The sequence below is a fragment of the Ruegeria sp. HKCCA4812 genome, from assembly GCF_013034245.1.
In the GTDB taxonomy this organism is placed as follows: domain Bacteria; phylum Pseudomonadota; class Alphaproteobacteria; order Rhodobacterales; family Rhodobacteraceae; genus Ruegeria.
Genome location: NZ_WQFQ01000017.1, coordinates 1 through 15,264, shown reverse-complemented (window position 1 = coordinate 15,264; position 15,264 = coordinate 1). Strand labels below are relative to the sequence as shown.

General features: G+C 58.1%; 16 protein-coding genes and 1 tRNA gene. 6 read left to right on the top strand and 11 right to left on the bottom strand.

Annotation, left to right across the window (positions count from 1 at the left end):
• Window positions 1-240 precede the first annotated feature (240 nt).
• Window positions 241-316, bottom strand: a tRNA-Val gene (locus GOW04_RS21515).
• A 294-nt stretch (window positions 317-610) separates the two neighbouring features.
• Between GOW04_RS21515 and modA the strand changes: the two genes are divergently transcribed.
• Genes modA through modC form a run of 3 tightly spaced genes read left to right on the top strand, consistent with a single transcriptional unit; the run spans window position 611 to window position 3,185 of the window.
• Window positions 611-1,390: a molybdate ABC transporter substrate-binding protein gene (gene modA, locus GOW04_RS21510; protein ID WP_254430233.1), complete on the top strand. Its 780-nt coding sequence runs from the start codon at window positions 611-613 to the stop codon at window positions 1,388-1,390.
• A gap of 5 nt (window positions 1,391-1,395) precedes the next feature.
• A complete protein-coding gene (gene modB / locus GOW04_RS21505) occupies window positions 1,396-2,088 on the top strand; it encodes a molybdate ABC transporter permease subunit (protein ID WP_171233971.1) in 693 nt (230 codons plus the stop codon).
• Window positions 2,085-3,185, top strand: coding sequence for a molybdenum ABC transporter ATP-binding protein (modC, locus tag GOW04_RS21500; protein ID WP_171233970.1), 1,101 nt, complete (start codon window positions 2,085-2,087; stop codon window positions 3,183-3,185). The genes modB and modC overlap by 4 nt, the downstream gene beginning before the upstream one ends.
• On the opposite strand, the gene GOW04_RS21495 is transcribed toward modC, so the two are convergent.
• Both GOW04_RS21495 and GOW04_RS21490 read right to left on the bottom strand, forming a co-directional pair.
• The gene (locus GOW04_RS21495; RefSeq protein ID WP_171233969.1) at window positions 3,182-4,114 is read right to left on the bottom strand and encodes a Hint domain-containing protein; all 933 of its coding nucleotides are present in this window, start codon (window positions 4,112-4,114) and stop codon (window positions 3,182-3,184) included. The two genes, modC and GOW04_RS21495, sit on opposite strands and share 4 nt — an antisense overlap.
• On the bottom strand, window positions 4,115-4,657 hold the full coding sequence (locus GOW04_RS21490; RefSeq protein ID WP_254430232.1) for a toxin-activating lysine-acyltransferase: 543 nt from the start codon (window positions 4,655-4,657) through the stop codon (window positions 4,115-4,117).
• A gap of 155 nt (window positions 4,658-4,812) precedes the next feature.
• Here GOW04_RS21490 and GOW04_RS21485 point away from each other — a divergent pair, with 155 nt between their 5' ends.
• Entirely contained in the window at window positions 4,813-5,220 is a 408-nt protein-coding gene (locus GOW04_RS21485) for a hypothetical protein (RefSeq protein WP_152456982.1), read from the top strand.
• Between the two features lie 3 nt (window positions 5,221-5,223).
• Here GOW04_RS21485 and hemF read toward each other — a convergent pair whose 3' ends face one another.
• From hemF to clpS, 4 genes are read right to left on the bottom strand one after another with little or no spacing between them, the layout of a single operon-like run.
• A complete protein-coding gene (gene hemF, locus GOW04_RS21480) occupies window positions 5,224-6,108 on the bottom strand; it encodes an oxygen-dependent coproporphyrinogen oxidase (protein WP_171233968.1) in 885 nt (294 codons plus the stop codon).
• Window positions 6,109-6,113: 5 nt separating this feature from the next.
• Window positions 6,114-6,914 carry an SDR family NAD(P)-dependent oxidoreductase gene (locus GOW04_RS21475; RefSeq protein WP_171172745.1) on the bottom strand — a complete coding sequence of 267 codons (801 nt, stop codon included), beginning with the start codon at window positions 6,912-6,914 and terminating at the stop codon, window positions 6,114-6,116.
• A 36-nt stretch (window positions 6,915-6,950) separates the two neighbouring features.
• Entirely contained in the window at window positions 6,951-7,916 is a 966-nt protein-coding gene (locus tag GOW04_RS21470) for a class I SAM-dependent methyltransferase (RefSeq protein WP_171233967.1), read from the bottom strand.
• Between the two features lie 42 nt (window positions 7,917-7,958).
• A complete protein-coding gene (clpS, locus tag GOW04_RS21465; RefSeq protein WP_152456986.1) occupies window positions 7,959-8,300 on the bottom strand; it encodes an ATP-dependent Clp protease adapter ClpS in 342 nt (113 codons plus the stop codon).
• Between the two features lie 93 nt (window positions 8,301-8,393).
• Between clpS and GOW04_RS21460 the strand changes: the two genes are divergently transcribed.
• On the top strand, window positions 8,394-9,095 hold the full coding sequence (locus GOW04_RS21460) for an HAD family hydrolase (protein WP_171233966.1): 702 nt from the start codon (window positions 8,394-8,396) through the stop codon (window positions 9,093-9,095).
• 279 nt (window positions 9,096-9,374) lie between these two features.
• Complete coding sequence (locus GOW04_RS21455; RefSeq protein WP_171233965.1) at window positions 9,375-10,769, top strand: D-alanyl-D-alanine carboxypeptidase family protein; 1,395 nt, start codon at window positions 9,375-9,377, stop codon at window positions 10,767-10,769.
• 57 nt (window positions 10,770-10,826) lie between these two features.
• Here the strand turns inward: GOW04_RS21455 and GOW04_RS21450 are convergent, their stop codons facing one another.
• The 4 genes from GOW04_RS21450 to GOW04_RS21435 form a co-directional block, all read right to left on the bottom strand.
• Window positions 10,827-12,074 carry a hypothetical protein gene (locus tag GOW04_RS21450; RefSeq protein WP_171233964.1) on the bottom strand — a complete coding sequence of 416 codons (1,248 nt, stop codon included), beginning with the start codon at window positions 12,072-12,074 and terminating at the stop codon, window positions 10,827-10,829.
• Between the two features lie 149 nt (window positions 12,075-12,223).
• Entirely contained in the window at window positions 12,224-12,985 is a 762-nt protein-coding gene (locus GOW04_RS21445; RefSeq protein WP_171233963.1) for a LamB/YcsF family protein, read from the bottom strand.
• 41 nt (window positions 12,986-13,026) lie between these two features.
• On the bottom strand, window positions 13,027-14,025 hold the full coding sequence (locus tag GOW04_RS21440; RefSeq protein ID WP_171233962.1) for a biotin-dependent carboxyltransferase family protein: 999 nt from the start codon (window positions 14,023-14,025) through the stop codon (window positions 13,027-13,029).
• Window positions 14,022-14,771, bottom strand: coding sequence for an allophanate hydrolase subunit 1 (locus GOW04_RS21435; protein WP_171233961.1), 750 nt, complete (start codon window positions 14,769-14,771; stop codon window positions 14,022-14,024). The genes GOW04_RS21440 and GOW04_RS21435 overlap by 4 nt, the downstream gene beginning before the upstream one ends.
• Between the last annotated feature and the right edge of the window lie 493 nt (window positions 14,772-15,264).

Here is a 15,264-nt window from a genome sequence, read left to right as displayed (position 1 = left end):
ACACGCTGTGACCGTTGTCCCAAGGTCTTCCTATCAGCCATCGCACTCGCGGCAAACCTCATCTACTGGTTATGGGTCCTGACCCTAGGTCGTTTTACGATTGTTGCCATGGCCCAAATCTCCTGTGTTGGAGATATCTTTTCCGTTCAAGTGCAGCGGAGGCGCAGCGGACACAGTTTCATGCGCAGCATAGCAAGAGGTGCTAGTCGCGTAAGACCTTGATACACTGCGGGGAAAGGATGGTGGGTGATGAGAGACTCGAACTCCCGACATCTTCGGTGTAAACGAAGCGCTCTACCAACTGAGCTAATCACCCGTGATGCTGCATTTAGCCAAGCCTGCGGGCAGGTGCAAGAGGGTCTGGAAGATTTTCTTGCGTTCCGTCTTCGGCGGCCGTCCAACGGGGCATCTTGTCAGCCGTAGGCCGAACAGGCGGGCGCTTGGGGCGCCTCTCGGGCTGGAAGGTGGGCAGCACATTTTAAGACGGATCGATGGAAAACGCCTTGCTCAACCTGCGACCCATCATGTGTAAATGGCCAAAGGCGCTTGCGCGCCACCGGTGGCGTCCGATATCCCCGGAGAGACTGAAGCAAACCGGTCGGGAGTGTACATGACCCTATCCTTCGCCCGCCGATTTTGGATGGTGGCATTGGTCCTTGGCATGACGGCGCCGGCCCCGATCCGGGCCGGTGCAGAAGGCATTCTGGTCTTTGCAGCGGCCAGCCTCAAGACCGCATTGGATGAAATCGTTGCCGGGTACGAAAACCAGACCGGTCAGAGCGTTTCCGTTTCCTATGCGGCGTCGTCGGTCTTGGCCCGGCAGATTCAGCAAGGCGCGCCTGCGGATGTGTTTGTTTCGGCCAATACGGATTGGATGGATGTGTTGGAGCAGGACGGATTGACCCGGGCAGACTCTCGGGTTGATCTGCTGAGCAACGGCCTGGTTCTGATCGGGGCTGAAGATCATACGCAAGTGGGTGAAATCCAGCCCGAATATGACCTCAAGGCGGACTTGAAAGACGGCTATCTGGCCATGGCACTGGTCGACGCGGTGCCTGCCGGTATCTATGGCAAAGCTGCATTGCAAAGTCTGAATCAGTGGGAGGCTGTGCGGACACAGGTGGCGCAGGCCGACAATGTGCGCGCTGCGCTGGCCCTGGTGGCGGCCGGGGCCGCGCCGCTTGGGATCGTGTACCAATCAGACGCCAGGGTGGAAGAAAGGGTCCGGGTCGTTGGGACGTTCCCTGCCGATCTGCATCCACCGATAATTTACCCCGCGGCACTGACCCTCGATGCAAAAGAAGGAGCACACGCCTTTCTTGAACACCTGAAAACGGATGCAGCCACGGCTGTATTTCTGGAGCAGGGATTTACCCTGCCGGTCAGGTGATTGCCTTGGATTGGTTGGGGCCTGCCGAAGTAGAAGCATTGAAGCTTTCATTGCGCGTGTCCTTCTGGGCGACGCTGGCGACTTTGCCGTTTGGTATTTTTGTCGCTTATGCTCTGGCGCGTTGGCGGTTTCCCGGACGACAGGTTTTGAACGGTCTGGTGCATTTGCCTTTGATCCTGCCGCCGGTTGTCACCGGATACCTGCTGTTGCTGACCTTCGGCATTCAAGGGCCGCTGGGCCGGCTTTTGGCCGAGTTCGGGATCGTAGTGGCCTTTCGCTGGACAGGCGCGGCCCTTGCCGCCGGGATCATGGCCTTCCCTTTGATGGTCCGGGCGATACGTTTGTCGATCGAAGCGGTGGACCCGAAGCTGGAACAGGCAGGGGCAACTCTGGGCGCGTCGCGTCCGATGGTGTTTTGTACGGTGACCTTGCCGATGATTTTACCGGGTGTCATAGCCGGGGCTATTCTGGCCTTCGCCAAGGCCATGGGTGAATTCGGTGCAACGATAACCTTCGTGTCCAACATCCCAGGTCAGACGCAGACGTTGCCTTCAGCTGTCTACGCCTTTTTGCAGGTCCCGGGCGGCGAGGCGGCCGCGACTCGGCTGGTTCTGATCTCGATCGTCGTCGCAATGAGCGCGTTATTGCTGTCGGAGTATGTGGGGCGGCGTGCCGCGGCGCGGGTGGCCGGATCATGAGCCTGTCTGTTCGATTGCACCACCATCTGTCGGGGATCGATCTGGACGTCAGTTTTGATGCGCCGCCGGGCGTGACGGTGCTGTTCGGGCGCTCGGGATCGGGCAAGACCACCATCGTCAATGCCGTGGCAGGGTTGTTGCGGCCCCAGGCGGGCCGGGTGGCGGTAGATGACTGGGTTCTGTTCGACACGGAACAGGGCCTGTGGCTGCCGCCGCATCGGCGCCGATTGGGGTATGTTTTTCAGGAAGGGCGGTTGTTCCCCCATCTGACCGTGCGCCAGAACCTTGCCTACGGGCGTTGGTTTGCGCCGAAAAACACACGTCGCGAAGACCCCGACAAAGTCATCGACATGCTGGGCATCGGTCATCTGCTGGACCGCAGACCTGCCGGGTTGTCAGGCGGTGAGAAACAGCGCGTCGCCATCGGGCGGGCCTTGTTGGCAAGCCCGCGATTGATCCTTGCAGATGAACCGCTGGCAGCACTGGATGATGGGCGAAAGGCGGAAATCCTGCCCTATTTCGAGCGTCTCAGGGACGAGGTCTCGGTTCCGATCCTCTATGTGACGCACTCTGCCGCTGAAGTGGCCCGGCTGGCTACATCCGTTGTTGCGTTGCAGGATGGCAAGGCCGTTCGCCACGGGCCCGCATCCGAAATGCTTGCCGACCCGTCAGTGGCTCCTGCGGGAATTCGCGCCGTCGGGGCCGTGTTGCAAGTTCAGGTTGCAAAGCATCATTCCGACGGGCTGACGGAGTTGAACGCCAATGGCGCGCGGCTCTTTCTGCCTCGTATCGCGCATGAGGTCGGGGCAAACTTGCGGATTCGGATACCCGCTCAGGAAGTGATCCTGTCGAACAACAAACCCGAAGGGCTTTCGGCACTGAACGTGCTTGGCGGGACCGTGGACTCGATCCGGTCGGGCGAGGGGCCGGGTGCCATCGTGTCGGTAAAAACCCCGGCGGGCAATGTGCTTGCGCGGGTTACGCGTCGATCTGTTACGGCCCTAAACCTGAAACCAGGCAGCACATGTTATGCCGTGATTAAGACGGTTGCATTGGCCCCGCAGGATGTCGGCGGGCGCATTGGGGCCGGCAGCTAGTCGCAGGCAAGGGCGCGGGCTTCGTGTTCGCGCAGTATCAGGCGAGCCGCGCGCCCGAACCCGGTGTGACCCGAGGTCGGTCTGTCGGGGAATATCGAAGCCAGTTCGCGCAATGCCTCAGAGGACAGCGAATAAAGGGCCTCTTCCCCCAGAAACAGGCTTTCGGCTTGCGCGCCCTCGGCGTTCAGGATCTCATGCCGGTCCAGCAGGACGTGAAGATACTCGACCGTTTGGGCCGATGTCTCGATGCCGATGCCGGGCCATCCGCACAGGTGTTTGGCGGCAACCAGGGCTTCGGATGCGCCGAAAAACAGCTCGACTTTCGGGCCTTTGACCAGGATCCTGTGCTGCTGCGACACCAGAAGGTCCCGTGAGGGTTCGTTCGGCCCCAGACTGCCCGCCGAGATACGAACGGGGCGCAAAGCAGGTTCATCGCATAATCGTTCGGGTGGAATCCTGCTGCTTTCGATCCAGCGGATAGGTTGCAGACCGTGATCGGCAGTGGCCACCATATGACCCGCGTCCAGCGTTTCGATCGCAAGCGGGCCGCTTTCAGTTTCGATCAGGGTTCCGGCCGCAAAACAGACGCCCTCGATCCGGATGACCACTTCCACCGGGTCCGGTGTGCCGGTGAATGGAAGGGTGAATGGGCCGGCTTGGGTTGTACCCGAGACGCTGATGAAGAAAGAATCGAAGACGACTTCTCCTTTGTCGAGACCATCGAAAAATGTCGGGTCGACGGTATAAGTCCACTCTCCCGTGTTCGGGTCGATCGAGGCGGTGCCGTTGGCGGGCTGTGCCGCAATCGTCCAGGTTTGCGTGACCGGATTGAAGTTTCCATTGTCCAGAGTGGGTTGCCCCGTCTCAACGTTGGGTGGAAAACCAGTCACATCCCCGGTCAGTTCGCCTGTGATCGGAACTGAAACCAATTAACCCTCGCCTTGCTGCAACACGCGTTCAAATTCCTTCTTGCGATACAGGCGCATGTGAACCTCGCCCGCTTCATCCCGCGTCCATTCGACAATGCGATTGCGTGTCATGTCACTGTCCATCCGGTTGGTGCGCACACGCGGGTGCGGGATTTCCTGCTTGAGGATATCAACAATTTGGCTGGTCTGTCCAAACGGAGCCACAAGATCAATGATCCAGAAGGATGATCCGCTGGTGAAATCCGTGTCGGAAAGGGGCTTTTCTTTCACCGCATAACGGAATTCGGCTTCGGGGCTGAGCCCGGCGAAGGTGACAAAACCACGGGGGAATCCGTGCTGTCGGAAGATATGGTACTGGCCCAGGCGAAACGGAGTTTCGAACGCGTACAAAACCTGTGCCAGACTGCGTTTCTGATGTGTTTTCGTCAAACCCGCCAGAAAGAACATAGCGCCCAGATCCGCGTATTTTTCCGGCGTGAAATCGAACCAGTCTTTTGGAAACGTCTTGCTCAAAGAGATGCCCAACAGTGTAACGGGAACCAAAAGTCTACAGCGAGTGTACTGCTTTCCTGCAATATGGGTAGAATAAATTCTTTGATGTGGTCAGTGTTGCCGGCTCGTTGGCCTGTCCTGCTTTACTCGCAGGTCGTCCCGACTATGCTATTGGTATCGGACCCTTGTTTCGGGATATCTGGATTATGCGTTCATTCAAGACTTTGGCTGCTGCCGTGCTTTTGTCGATACCTGCGATGGCCGAGGCTGTAGGGTTCGGCCTGTCCGTTCGGCCGCAATTTCGTACGGAAATCACGCCAATGCCGGACGGTGTCTACGAGGTCAAGGCCATCGGATCCTCAGCGCCCGTTAATTATTGGTGTGGAATTGGGGATTACGCGATCCGCAGTCTGGGCGTGCCAAACAACCAACGGATCTATATCTGGCGCGCCTATGAACCCGGCGTCCGGACCGTGCAATTCTCTCTGACCCCGCCGCCGGGGGCGGATACCAAGCCGGGATATTCCATCACCGTCAGGAAAGTCGGGGCCAACATGTCGGCGTCGTCGGCGCAGAACTACTGCTATGACAACTTCATCATGGACACGTTCTGAGGGTCAGATCCATTTCGCCATTGGTGGCAGGCTCATCAGAACCGCGTCCGGATCATGTCCGGTTTCCAGTCCGAATTTGGTGCCGCGGTCATAGACCAGATTGTATTCCGCATAAAGACCGCGATGCACCAGCTGGGTGTCTTTGTCGGCGTCCAAGAAACCCTGTACGCGCCGTTTTTCGACCAATGGCACGAAAGCGGGCAGGAAAGCCCGACCGATATCCTGCGTCAGGGCGAAATCGGCCTGCCAGTCTCCGGTGCAATAATCATCCATGAAAATACCGCCTACGCCGCGTGCGCGTTTGCGGTGGGGAATATAGAAATATTCGTCCGCCCACTCTTTCAGGCGCGGATAATGTCCGGGTCCATGCGGGTCCAGATGAGCCTTTTGGGTATCATGGAAATGCGCCGTATCGTCATCATATTCGATGCAGGGGTTCAGATCCGATCCGCCGCCGAACCACCAGGCGTGCGGGGTCCAGAACATCCGAGTGTTCATATGCACCGCCGGGACATGCGGGTTCTGCATATGCGCCACGAGGCTGATCCCCGAGGCCCAGAAACGCGGGTCTTCGGTCATCCCGGGGATGCCTTTGCGTGCTGCCATCGCCTGTTGTGCACGCTCGCCCAGGGTCCCGTAAACTGTCGAGACATTGACCCCGACCTTTTCAAACACTCGCCCGCCGCGCATCACGGACATCAGACCGCCCCCTGCGTCAGAGCCGTCCTCGGACTGGCGTTTGGTTTCCTTGACTTCAAAGCGGCCGGGCTTTGCGTCGGAAAACGGGCCGGTGTCGTGGCTGTCCTCCAATGCTTCGAAGGCGGCAACAATGTCGTCGCGCAATTGGCGGAACCAGGCTGAAGCGGTGTTTTTTTCTGTTTCGAACATGGGTCTCAATGCGCCGGTGCGGCGACAGGGTCAAGCAATGTGCGGCCGCCATCGATTGTCAGGATCTGGCCGGTGATGAATCCGGCTGCATCCGATGCCAGATACTGCGCGGTTTCCGTCAATTCAGTGGCCGACGCGATACGGGCAAGCGGTGTGTGCTTTTCGATATCGTCGCGGAATTCTCGGTTCTCTCTCAGCGTCGATTGCAGTGATGCACTCATGACCGAGCCGAGCGCAATCGAATTGACCCGGATGCGGTTCGGTGCCAACGCCACGGCCAGTGAACGTGTCATCTGATCCAGCGCGGCGGTCGACACGGAATAGGCCATCAGGTCGGGATGCGTGCGGCGGGCCGCGATGGATGACAGGTTGATGATCGATCCGGCAGGGTTTTCATCGTCATCCCCGGCCTGTTTGATCATGCGTTTTGCGACCAACTGGCTGAGCCGCAGCGCAGGCATCAGGTTCTGATTCAGCAAGGTACGCATCGAGTCGTCATCGGGATCAAGCGGATCAGACTGGATCACCTGGCGCGCGCCGTTGATCAGAATATCCACCTGATCAAACGCATCCAGTGTTGCCGACAGCAAATTGGCAATGGTCAGCTTTTCGCGCAGGTCGCCTGCGAAATAACGAATATTGCCGTCTTCTGCCTGTTCCCCAAGCTCATCGATCAGACGTTTTTCATCTATATCGGCGAACATGACATTTGCGCCCGCGTCCGCGAAATGCCGACCTATGGCCAGCCCGATGCCATTGGCCCCGCCTGTAACGATTGCTGTCTTGCCTGCGATGGAAAAGGACATCCGAATCCTCCTGAATTGGGGGCAGGTTAGCTGGCCTTATCGCCGAGGGCGAGAGGCCTCAAACACCTTGAACCGGTTGTCGCCGGCGGCTTCATCGACCCGAGCGAAGTGTTCGTTCAGAGTGGTTTCATAGGGAAGGTGGCGATTGGCCACCATCCAGAGCGTTCCGTTGCGCGTCAGATTGCGTGCCGCTGCTGCGATGAAACCCTGCCCCAGCGTAGGGTCGGCACTGCGTGAGGTGTGAAACGGGGGGTTCATTACAACGGTGTCCAATGGCTCTGGCGCAGACCAGGTGACGGCGTCAGCCCAATAAAACCGAGCCTCGGGGTCAGGGGCGTTGATGCGCGCGCAGGCAAGGGCCGTGTGGTCTGCTTCGACAAGATGCACGGATCTTATATTGTTGCGCTTCAAAAGCTCTGCGCTCAGATACCCCCACCCGGCACCCAGATCGGCCACGCGCGGCCCCAGCTTGGCAGGCAAGGCGTTCAGCAACATGGCCGAAGCGGGATCGATCCCATCCGCTGAAAACACACCCGGTGCCGTGTGGTACCCATCGACGATCTGCGTCTTTGGCGCAGCCCAATCTGCAAAGCTCTGCGGGTCAGCCTGAAACCAGAAGATTTTCCCGTGTGCCTTGGACAGAGGCCCTTCGACCGAAACCCTTTTGCGAACATCTTTCAGAATGCTGTCCACGCCATCGGTTTTTGCGCCATCTATCACGACAACGCCGCGGGCTCGTGAGCTGGCCAGATGGATCATCGCCCGTGCAAGCGCCTTGGCCCGCGGCAAAAACACAATTGCATCCTCGCAGCGGTCTTCTGTCTCGGGCACCGTGTCAAAGCCTTGCGCGGCAAAATGGTCGTAAAAAGGTTTGAACGGCTGCACCACCTGCGCCGCATGGGGAAGCGCCGACAGATCATGGGCTGGAACAGGGCAGATCACGCTGAGGGGAGATGACAGCGACAGGCCGTTCTGCAATGCAAGTTCCAGGCGAGGGGACATGGGCAATTCCGGCAAATATGGGTGAGGGTCAGGCGAAAAGCCTTATTCTTCGCGTTCCATGGTGCATTGCAGCGGGTGCTGGTGCCTGCGGGCGAAATCCATAACCTGGCCAACTTTGGTCTCGGCAATTTCATGGCTGAAGACCCCGACGACGGCCACACCTTTTTTATGCACGGTCAGCATGATCTCGAATGCTTCTGCATGGGTCATGCCGAAGAAACGTTCCAGAACATGAACCACGAATTCCATCGGCGTGTAATCGTCGTTCAGCAACAGCACCTTGTACAAAGGCGGACGCTTGGTTTTTGGGCGCGTCTGCACCAGAACGGACGCGTCGCTGTCGTCGTCCGGTTCGTCAGACATCATCCAGGTCTTTTCCAGCATCGTAGGCAAGTGTCCGATTCAGTTTTGGGCTTTATCTTCGCGCTTATATAACGTGGGGATGGCCGGTGAAAAGAGCAAGCGGACGTAAACGAGATGACTGACAAGCTGACGACAATCGGTTTCGATGCGGATGATACCCTGTGGCACAATGAGCGCTTTTTTCAGCTGACGCAGGCGCATTTTGCCCAGTTGCTGGCCGATCATGCCGACCAGGATCATCTGATGGAGCGGCTTCTGGCAGCTGAAAAGCGCAACATTCGACACTATGGCTATGGCATCAAGGGCTTTGTTCTGTCGATGATCGAAACCGCTCTCGAGGTCACGGATGACCGTGTGCCGGCCTCGGTCATTCGCCAATTGATCGAAGCCGGGCAAGAGATGCTGGCCTATCCGATCGAGCTGTTGCCCCATGCCCGCGACGCGGTGGAAGGCATGACAGGCTTGTGCCGGGTTGTCTTGATTACCAAAGGGGACCTGATCGACCAGGAACGCAAACTGGCTCAGTCGGGTCTGGGTGATCTGTTCGACGCAGTGGAAATCGTGTCTGAAAAGACCCCCGAAACTTACCGGTCGATATTTGAGCGGCATGGTGATGGCCCGGCGCGCGCGATGATGGTTGGCAATTCCATGCGATCTGACGTTGTGGCTCCGATCCAGGCAGGAAGCTGGGGGGTTCATGTCCCACACGGCCTTGTCTGGGAGGTCGAGCATGCCGAAGCCCCGATCGACAGTCCCCGATTCCGGGAGTTGAGGGATTTGGGCGGTCTGGCCGATCTGGTGCACAGCCTGAAGTGATGTTGCCTTTTGGCCGCAGTTCCACGAAAACCCTGCCGGGTGTTGACCAAGTTCTGCCTCAATCGCGCATCTGGTGGGCTCAGGGCAGTATTTGTCTAGATATAGCCCAGTTTGGGCAACCTAACGAAACCGCGAAATGCTCAGCTTTCGGTTTATTTCACCAAGTCTCTGTGATAGTGTTTACGATAATAAAATAATTTTTGCTGACCGGGAAAACCCGGCGGCGCGAGGCAGACAGAGGCAAAAATCGTGCAGATTCGGCGGACAGTTCCGGCCCGAATGGGCTTTTTTCTCATAATGTTGCTATGTGTGCTGGCGTTTGCGCCGCTCAGGTCCATGGCGGCACCTTACGCAGCGATGGTGATTGATGCCCGAACCGGAGAGGTTCTGCATTCGCGCAATGCTGACACAAGGCTTCACCCGGCATCGCTGACCAAGATGATGACGCTTTATATCGCGTTCGAAGCGGTGCGGAATGGTGAGATCACGCTGGATACCCCGGTTCGGATCACCAAAAAGGCGGCAGCCGAGCCACCGTCGAAGCTGGGGCTGCGCGCTGGTCAGACAATTGCTTTTCGCTATCTGATCCGCGCGGCTGCTGTGAAATCGGCGAATGATGCTGCCACGGCCATCGGTATTGCCATCAGCGGATCCGAGGCAGCTTTTGCGCGTCGTATGACGCGAACCGCCAAGGCGATGGGGATGAGCCGCACGACCTTCAAGAACGCCCATGGTTTGACCGAGGCGGGGCATCTTTCGACCGCACGTGACATGACCACGCTGGGTCGGCATCTGCTGTATGACTATCCACAATACTACAACCTGTTCTCACGCCAATCGACCTATGCAGGGATCAAGACTGTTCCCAACACCAACCGTCGCCTGCTGGCAGCCTACAAAGGCGCCGATGGCATCAAAACCGGGTACACCCGAGCGGCTGGGTTCAATCTTGTTGCATCGGCTAAACGCAAGAATGAACGCATCATCGCCACCGTCTTTGGCGGAAAGTCCGGCGCCTCTCGGAATGCCAAGGTTGCCGAGCTTCTGGATTTGGGCTTCCGCCGTGCGCCGTCGCGTGCGCCCATTCGCAAGCCTGCGCGACCGGCTTATGCAGGAAATACCGGATTGGGTGCCGGGACGCAGGTCGCCAGCGTGAGCGGGGCGCCAAAATCCAGTTTGCGCCCGGTTCGGCGCCCCTCCGCGTCAACGCAAGTCGCAAGCGCGGTTGCTGTGACAGCTGATGAGAATCGCGACCGCATCACCAGCGCGATCGCGGCTGCCATTGCAGAAGCTGATATCGCACCAACCGCACCGCCTGTAGAAACATCCGACACCCGTCCGGCATTGCGCCCCGAAAATCTGGTTCTGGCTTCGACGGATTCCACCAAACAGCCCGAGCCTGAACAGGAGGTTGTCACTCGGCTGTCTTCGTCAGGTGGGCATCTGTGGGGGGTCAATGTGGGGCGCTATACCACGCGGTATGAGGCCGAGAAGGTTCTGCTGAAAACCGCTTTGTCGGAAATGACCACGCTGGAAGGTACGCTGCGCAAGGTAAACCAAAGCGCGCGTGGGTTTGACGCAACCTTTCAGGGCATGACCCGCGAACAGGCGGATCTGGCCTGTCGCCGTTTGCAGGCCCGCAACGTCACATGTTTCATGATCGGGCCATCATAAGGTTCGGCATATTCTCTCCTGAATGGGTCTGGGCTGCGGCATTCCGCAGCCCTTTTTTCAATCGAAAACGTGGCCGTGCTGGTATTGTTCATCCTGTCCGGCGGCGGCTGTCAGGGCGGCGACATTGTCCTTGGTGAAGAACCCATCATATTTGTGGCACCGCTCGATATACTCGGTAATCAGCAGGGTATGCTTGGAGTGTTTCGAGAAGATCTGTTTCAGGTTCGGATCATCTTTGCACTCACCCACCACATGGGCCAGGAACGGCACACCCTTGTCCTTCAGGGTGTTCACAACGAAATCGACGTTCTTTTCCCCGGCGCCGTGATCGCCATCCTGAATCTCGACGGCCATGTGATGCAGACGACGGCCAAAATTGCGCACGAAATCCTCGGTCGGCATCGGCAGTTTGGCGAAAGAGTTGACGAAGGATGGTGTGTTGTTTGCGGTAAACACCTTGGCCGGAGATTTTTTGTCATCGTCTACGCCGCCGTTGCGGTTCACGTTGGTCGATGAGTTCATGTCGAATATGTTGTAAGCGCCCCAGAAATAATAGGGCACCATGGTCAGAAACTCGAGGATCGCATCCTCGCGCTCGCCCGCCAATACCCGCGTCGCAAGATGGTCGATTCCCAGCATCAGCGGGGCGATTTTGCTTTCGGTTCCGAAAGCGGCGGCCTGTTCCAGACGGGCCTGTTCCGTGTCGCTCAGCAACACGCGATCCCCAAGGCCCAGACTATCTGTGTCGTTGAAGTCGTGGGTCGAATACCCGACGCGGTTGCAGGTGAAATCGGACGGGGTGGTGAATCGGAACCCGTCCGATGTGTAGAACGGGTTCTCGGTATCTCCGGGATATTCGAACCGTATGTTCTGATCCTCGAGTGCATGGGTCAGCGCGTTTAGATCACAGGCTGCGTATACCTCGCCTACATAGCGCGTCTGCGGTGTGTTGCGCGCCAGTGGATACATGCGATTGATGCGGGGGATGAAATCGTCAAACCCGGGGCTGAGCGGCGCCATCAGGATCAGCGCGGGATAGTCGGGATGTGAATGCAGAACCGAGAATCTGTGGGTCCGTCCCAGATAGCTGGCGGTGTGCCGATAGGGTGTCATCACGTAAAGTTCGACCATCGTATCGAACACCGCGTCGGGTTCGACCTGAATGATGATGGCCCGCATCGCACCGACCTGATCTGCAATGCCCGAGCTTGTCCGGCGTTCGTAAATCTTCGGAAGGTATTCATTGAAGAAATCCGAGTTCTTCTTGTCGCCCCGGGGCTGATAAGACATCAGATCAAATGACATTCCACGACCTCCTTGCTCTTGCCCGCCATGGGTCAAGGCATTGTTTGAAATTGTAGTATTCAGAATATGCGTTTGCCCGCCATGCTAGGCGCTGAGACCTGTACGGGCAACAGTCGTGAATTTGGGTTGCCGACGTTAACCCATGATGTTCAGCGGGTGAATTTCGTCACCTCGACACCGCCCCCGATCAGGCTTTCGCGAACAGAACGGGCGATCTGCACCGCGGTTGGTCCGTCCCCATGCAGGCAGATTGTGTCAATCGATGTTTCCAGCCGCTTGCCGCTTTCGGTGATGATCGCGCCTTCGCGGACCATGTTCAGGATGCGGGGTCCTGCGACATCCGCGTCATGGATCACCGCGCCTGGCCGGCTGCGGTCAACCAATGTTCCGTCGTCATTATAGGCGCGGTCGGCAAAAATCTCGCCCACCCATTTGCAGCCCAGCTCGCGCACGGCGTCTTCCTGTTTCGTTACGGCAAGAACCATCACGATGATGTCGGGATCAACGTCCAGCGCGCCCTGATAGCAGGCCCGCGCCATATCGATATCGACCGAACACATATTGGCCAGTGCGCCGTGCAGCTTTAGATGGCGAACTCTGGTGCCAACCGCTTTGGCCATGCCCATGGCTGCGCCCAACTGATACCGCACCAGATTGCGGAGGGTGTCCTGAGACAGCTTCATGTTCCGGCGGCCAAAGCCTTGCAGGTCGGGAAACCCGGGATGAGCCCCGATACCGACACCATTCTCGGCTGCCAGCTTCATTGTCGATGCCATTACATCCGGATCACCCGCATGAAAGCCACAGGCAATATTGGCCGAGGTGATGATCTTCAGAAGACTTTCGTCGTCGCCCATTTTCCATGGGCCAAAGCTTTCCCCCATATCGGCATTCAGATCGACGCTTGGCATCGGCACATCTCCTTAGTCGGTGGCAGAGATCACTCCGCTCCTTAGTCGGTGGCAGAGATCACTCCGCTGATCAATTGGTAGGACAGCAAGTCCGGGATGTCATGCGGGTTACGCACCAACGCTTCGACTTTTGAGGGCAGGCGGGCAAGATCCGCCATGAATGCCGCGTGCAATTCGGTGGCTTGCTCCATGCTGACAAATTCGAACGTGATCGCTCCGCCGGCGGGTGTCTGCGCTGCGCGGGGCATGTCGCAGGGCAAAACGGTCGCGATGCGGGGATACCCTCCTGTGGTCTGGCATTCAGGCAGCAGGATGAACGGATCTCCGGTTCCGGTCATCTGGATGTCGCCCGGGGTAATAACCTCGGACAAGATGTTCAGTTGGCCAGTGGCCGCAAACCCGTCGCCGTCACTGTTCACTTGCATCCCCATTCGGTTGGCGCGTGCGCCACGATGGAATGAGGTGCGCGCAAACCGATCAAGCGTTGCGTCATCAAACAAGGACGTCTGGAAGCTGGCGACGACACGCAGAACGTCACCCGAGAAGCGTTCGGAAGGGGGCAGTTTCAAACCAGCGTCGCCTGCATCCGCGCCACAGGTCAGCCGGTCGCCCGGCTTCACAGCTCTCCCGATCCGTGCCGTCAGGTGCGCGGATCGAGATCCCAGAAAAACCTCTGAATCGATACCGCCTCCCAAATGAAGATAGCCGTAATTGCCTTGCAGAAGCGCACCGATGACCAGCCGTTGTCCGGGTTCGAGGTGATGCGAGGCATTCCAGGCCACGGGGCTGCCATCAATGCTGGCCTGCATCCGCGCACCGGTCAATGCGATGCGCATGCTCTGTGTGGCCTCGAACGTGCCACCCATTCCGGCCATTTCCAGCGCAGCAAGTTCCGGGCTCTGGCCCAGCAATGCGGCGCCTTCATGAAGGGCCAGTGTATCGACGGCCCCGGACCGGGAAAGGCCCTGGTCCAGATAACCTGTGCGCCCCTGATCCTGGATAGTGCAAGCCGGGCCGATCTGGTGAACGATCAGGCTCATGGCGCAATCTCCTCGCAAGTTGCTCCGCCGGTGCCATCTTCGTTTTGGGCTCTGATATGTTCCAGGTCTTCGCGGGAAACGGGTTCGAATATCAGTTCATCCCCAGGCTTGAGGGCGAATGCCTCGGTCGTCTCGGGCCGGAAACACCGAAATGCCGTTTGCCCGACATGCCGCCACCCGGTTGGCGTCGGCCCGGAAAACAGGACAAACTGCGATATTGCAAGAACCAGAGCGCCTTCGGGCACCATGGGGGTCAGGTTTTGCAGCCGCGGAATATTGAACTCGGGGGGCAATGGCCCAAGGTAGGGTTGCCCGGGGGCGAACCCTATCGTCAAAACCCGCACGCGGGACTGGCCAAGCCGCCGTATCGCTTTTTCCGGCGCGAGACCGGCAGCAGCAGCGGCATCGTCCAACTGGGGCGCAAGGTCGGTGCCATAGACCGTCGGAATTCGCCACAGCCTGCGGCCTGTTGGAAGTGGTGTGCTGTACCAGTCCTTTTGGTCGACGAGGTCCTGAAGCTTGTGCAGCATCTGTTGGTGGGTGGTCCTTTGCGTATCGAACCGGACATATGCCGAGGCCAGCGTGGCAGAAGATTCCGTGACCTCTGCCCATTGAAGCCGATCCAGTTCAGATCGAAAGGCCAGGGCCGCTCGGTTTGCTGTCTCAGACATCGTGTCCGCAAATGTGACAAGCGCTCCGTCAAATCCGACGGTTCTGACCAGTGGGAACATAAGGTGACGCGTCATGCCTGTCTCGCTGAAGAAGCCGAAAACGAATGTCCGAGACCAGAACCCATCCCGGTGGGATGTTCAAGATAGGTGTTCAGAATGTTGGCGCGCTCAAGGTGTGGTTGGAGATATGTGGGTCGCCACGGCATGACGCAGTTCAAAATCTGGCCTTTGAGGTTTTCAATGCAGATTCTGGCAGAGGCGCGAGTCGATTCACGGACTTGAGTCGCGCAGCCTTGTGCTCAGTGTTGCTCGATTCCCTATATATAGTAGTGCCACCTTGCGTCTGCTGGGTTGTGTCGTCGCCATCCGATGGAGAGAGCCCCGACTGATACAGGAGAGGTGAGTTTTTTGGTCTTATAAGATATTGGTTTTATTCGATTATACTGGAATCTTCAAAAAAATGCTCTGCGACGTCATTTTCCGCTTGCGGGATTTGTTTGTTATACTTAGAACCCCCTTCACCGGCGCTGCTGAGGCGGTGCTGACGGGTCGGAGAGACGGCCTGACG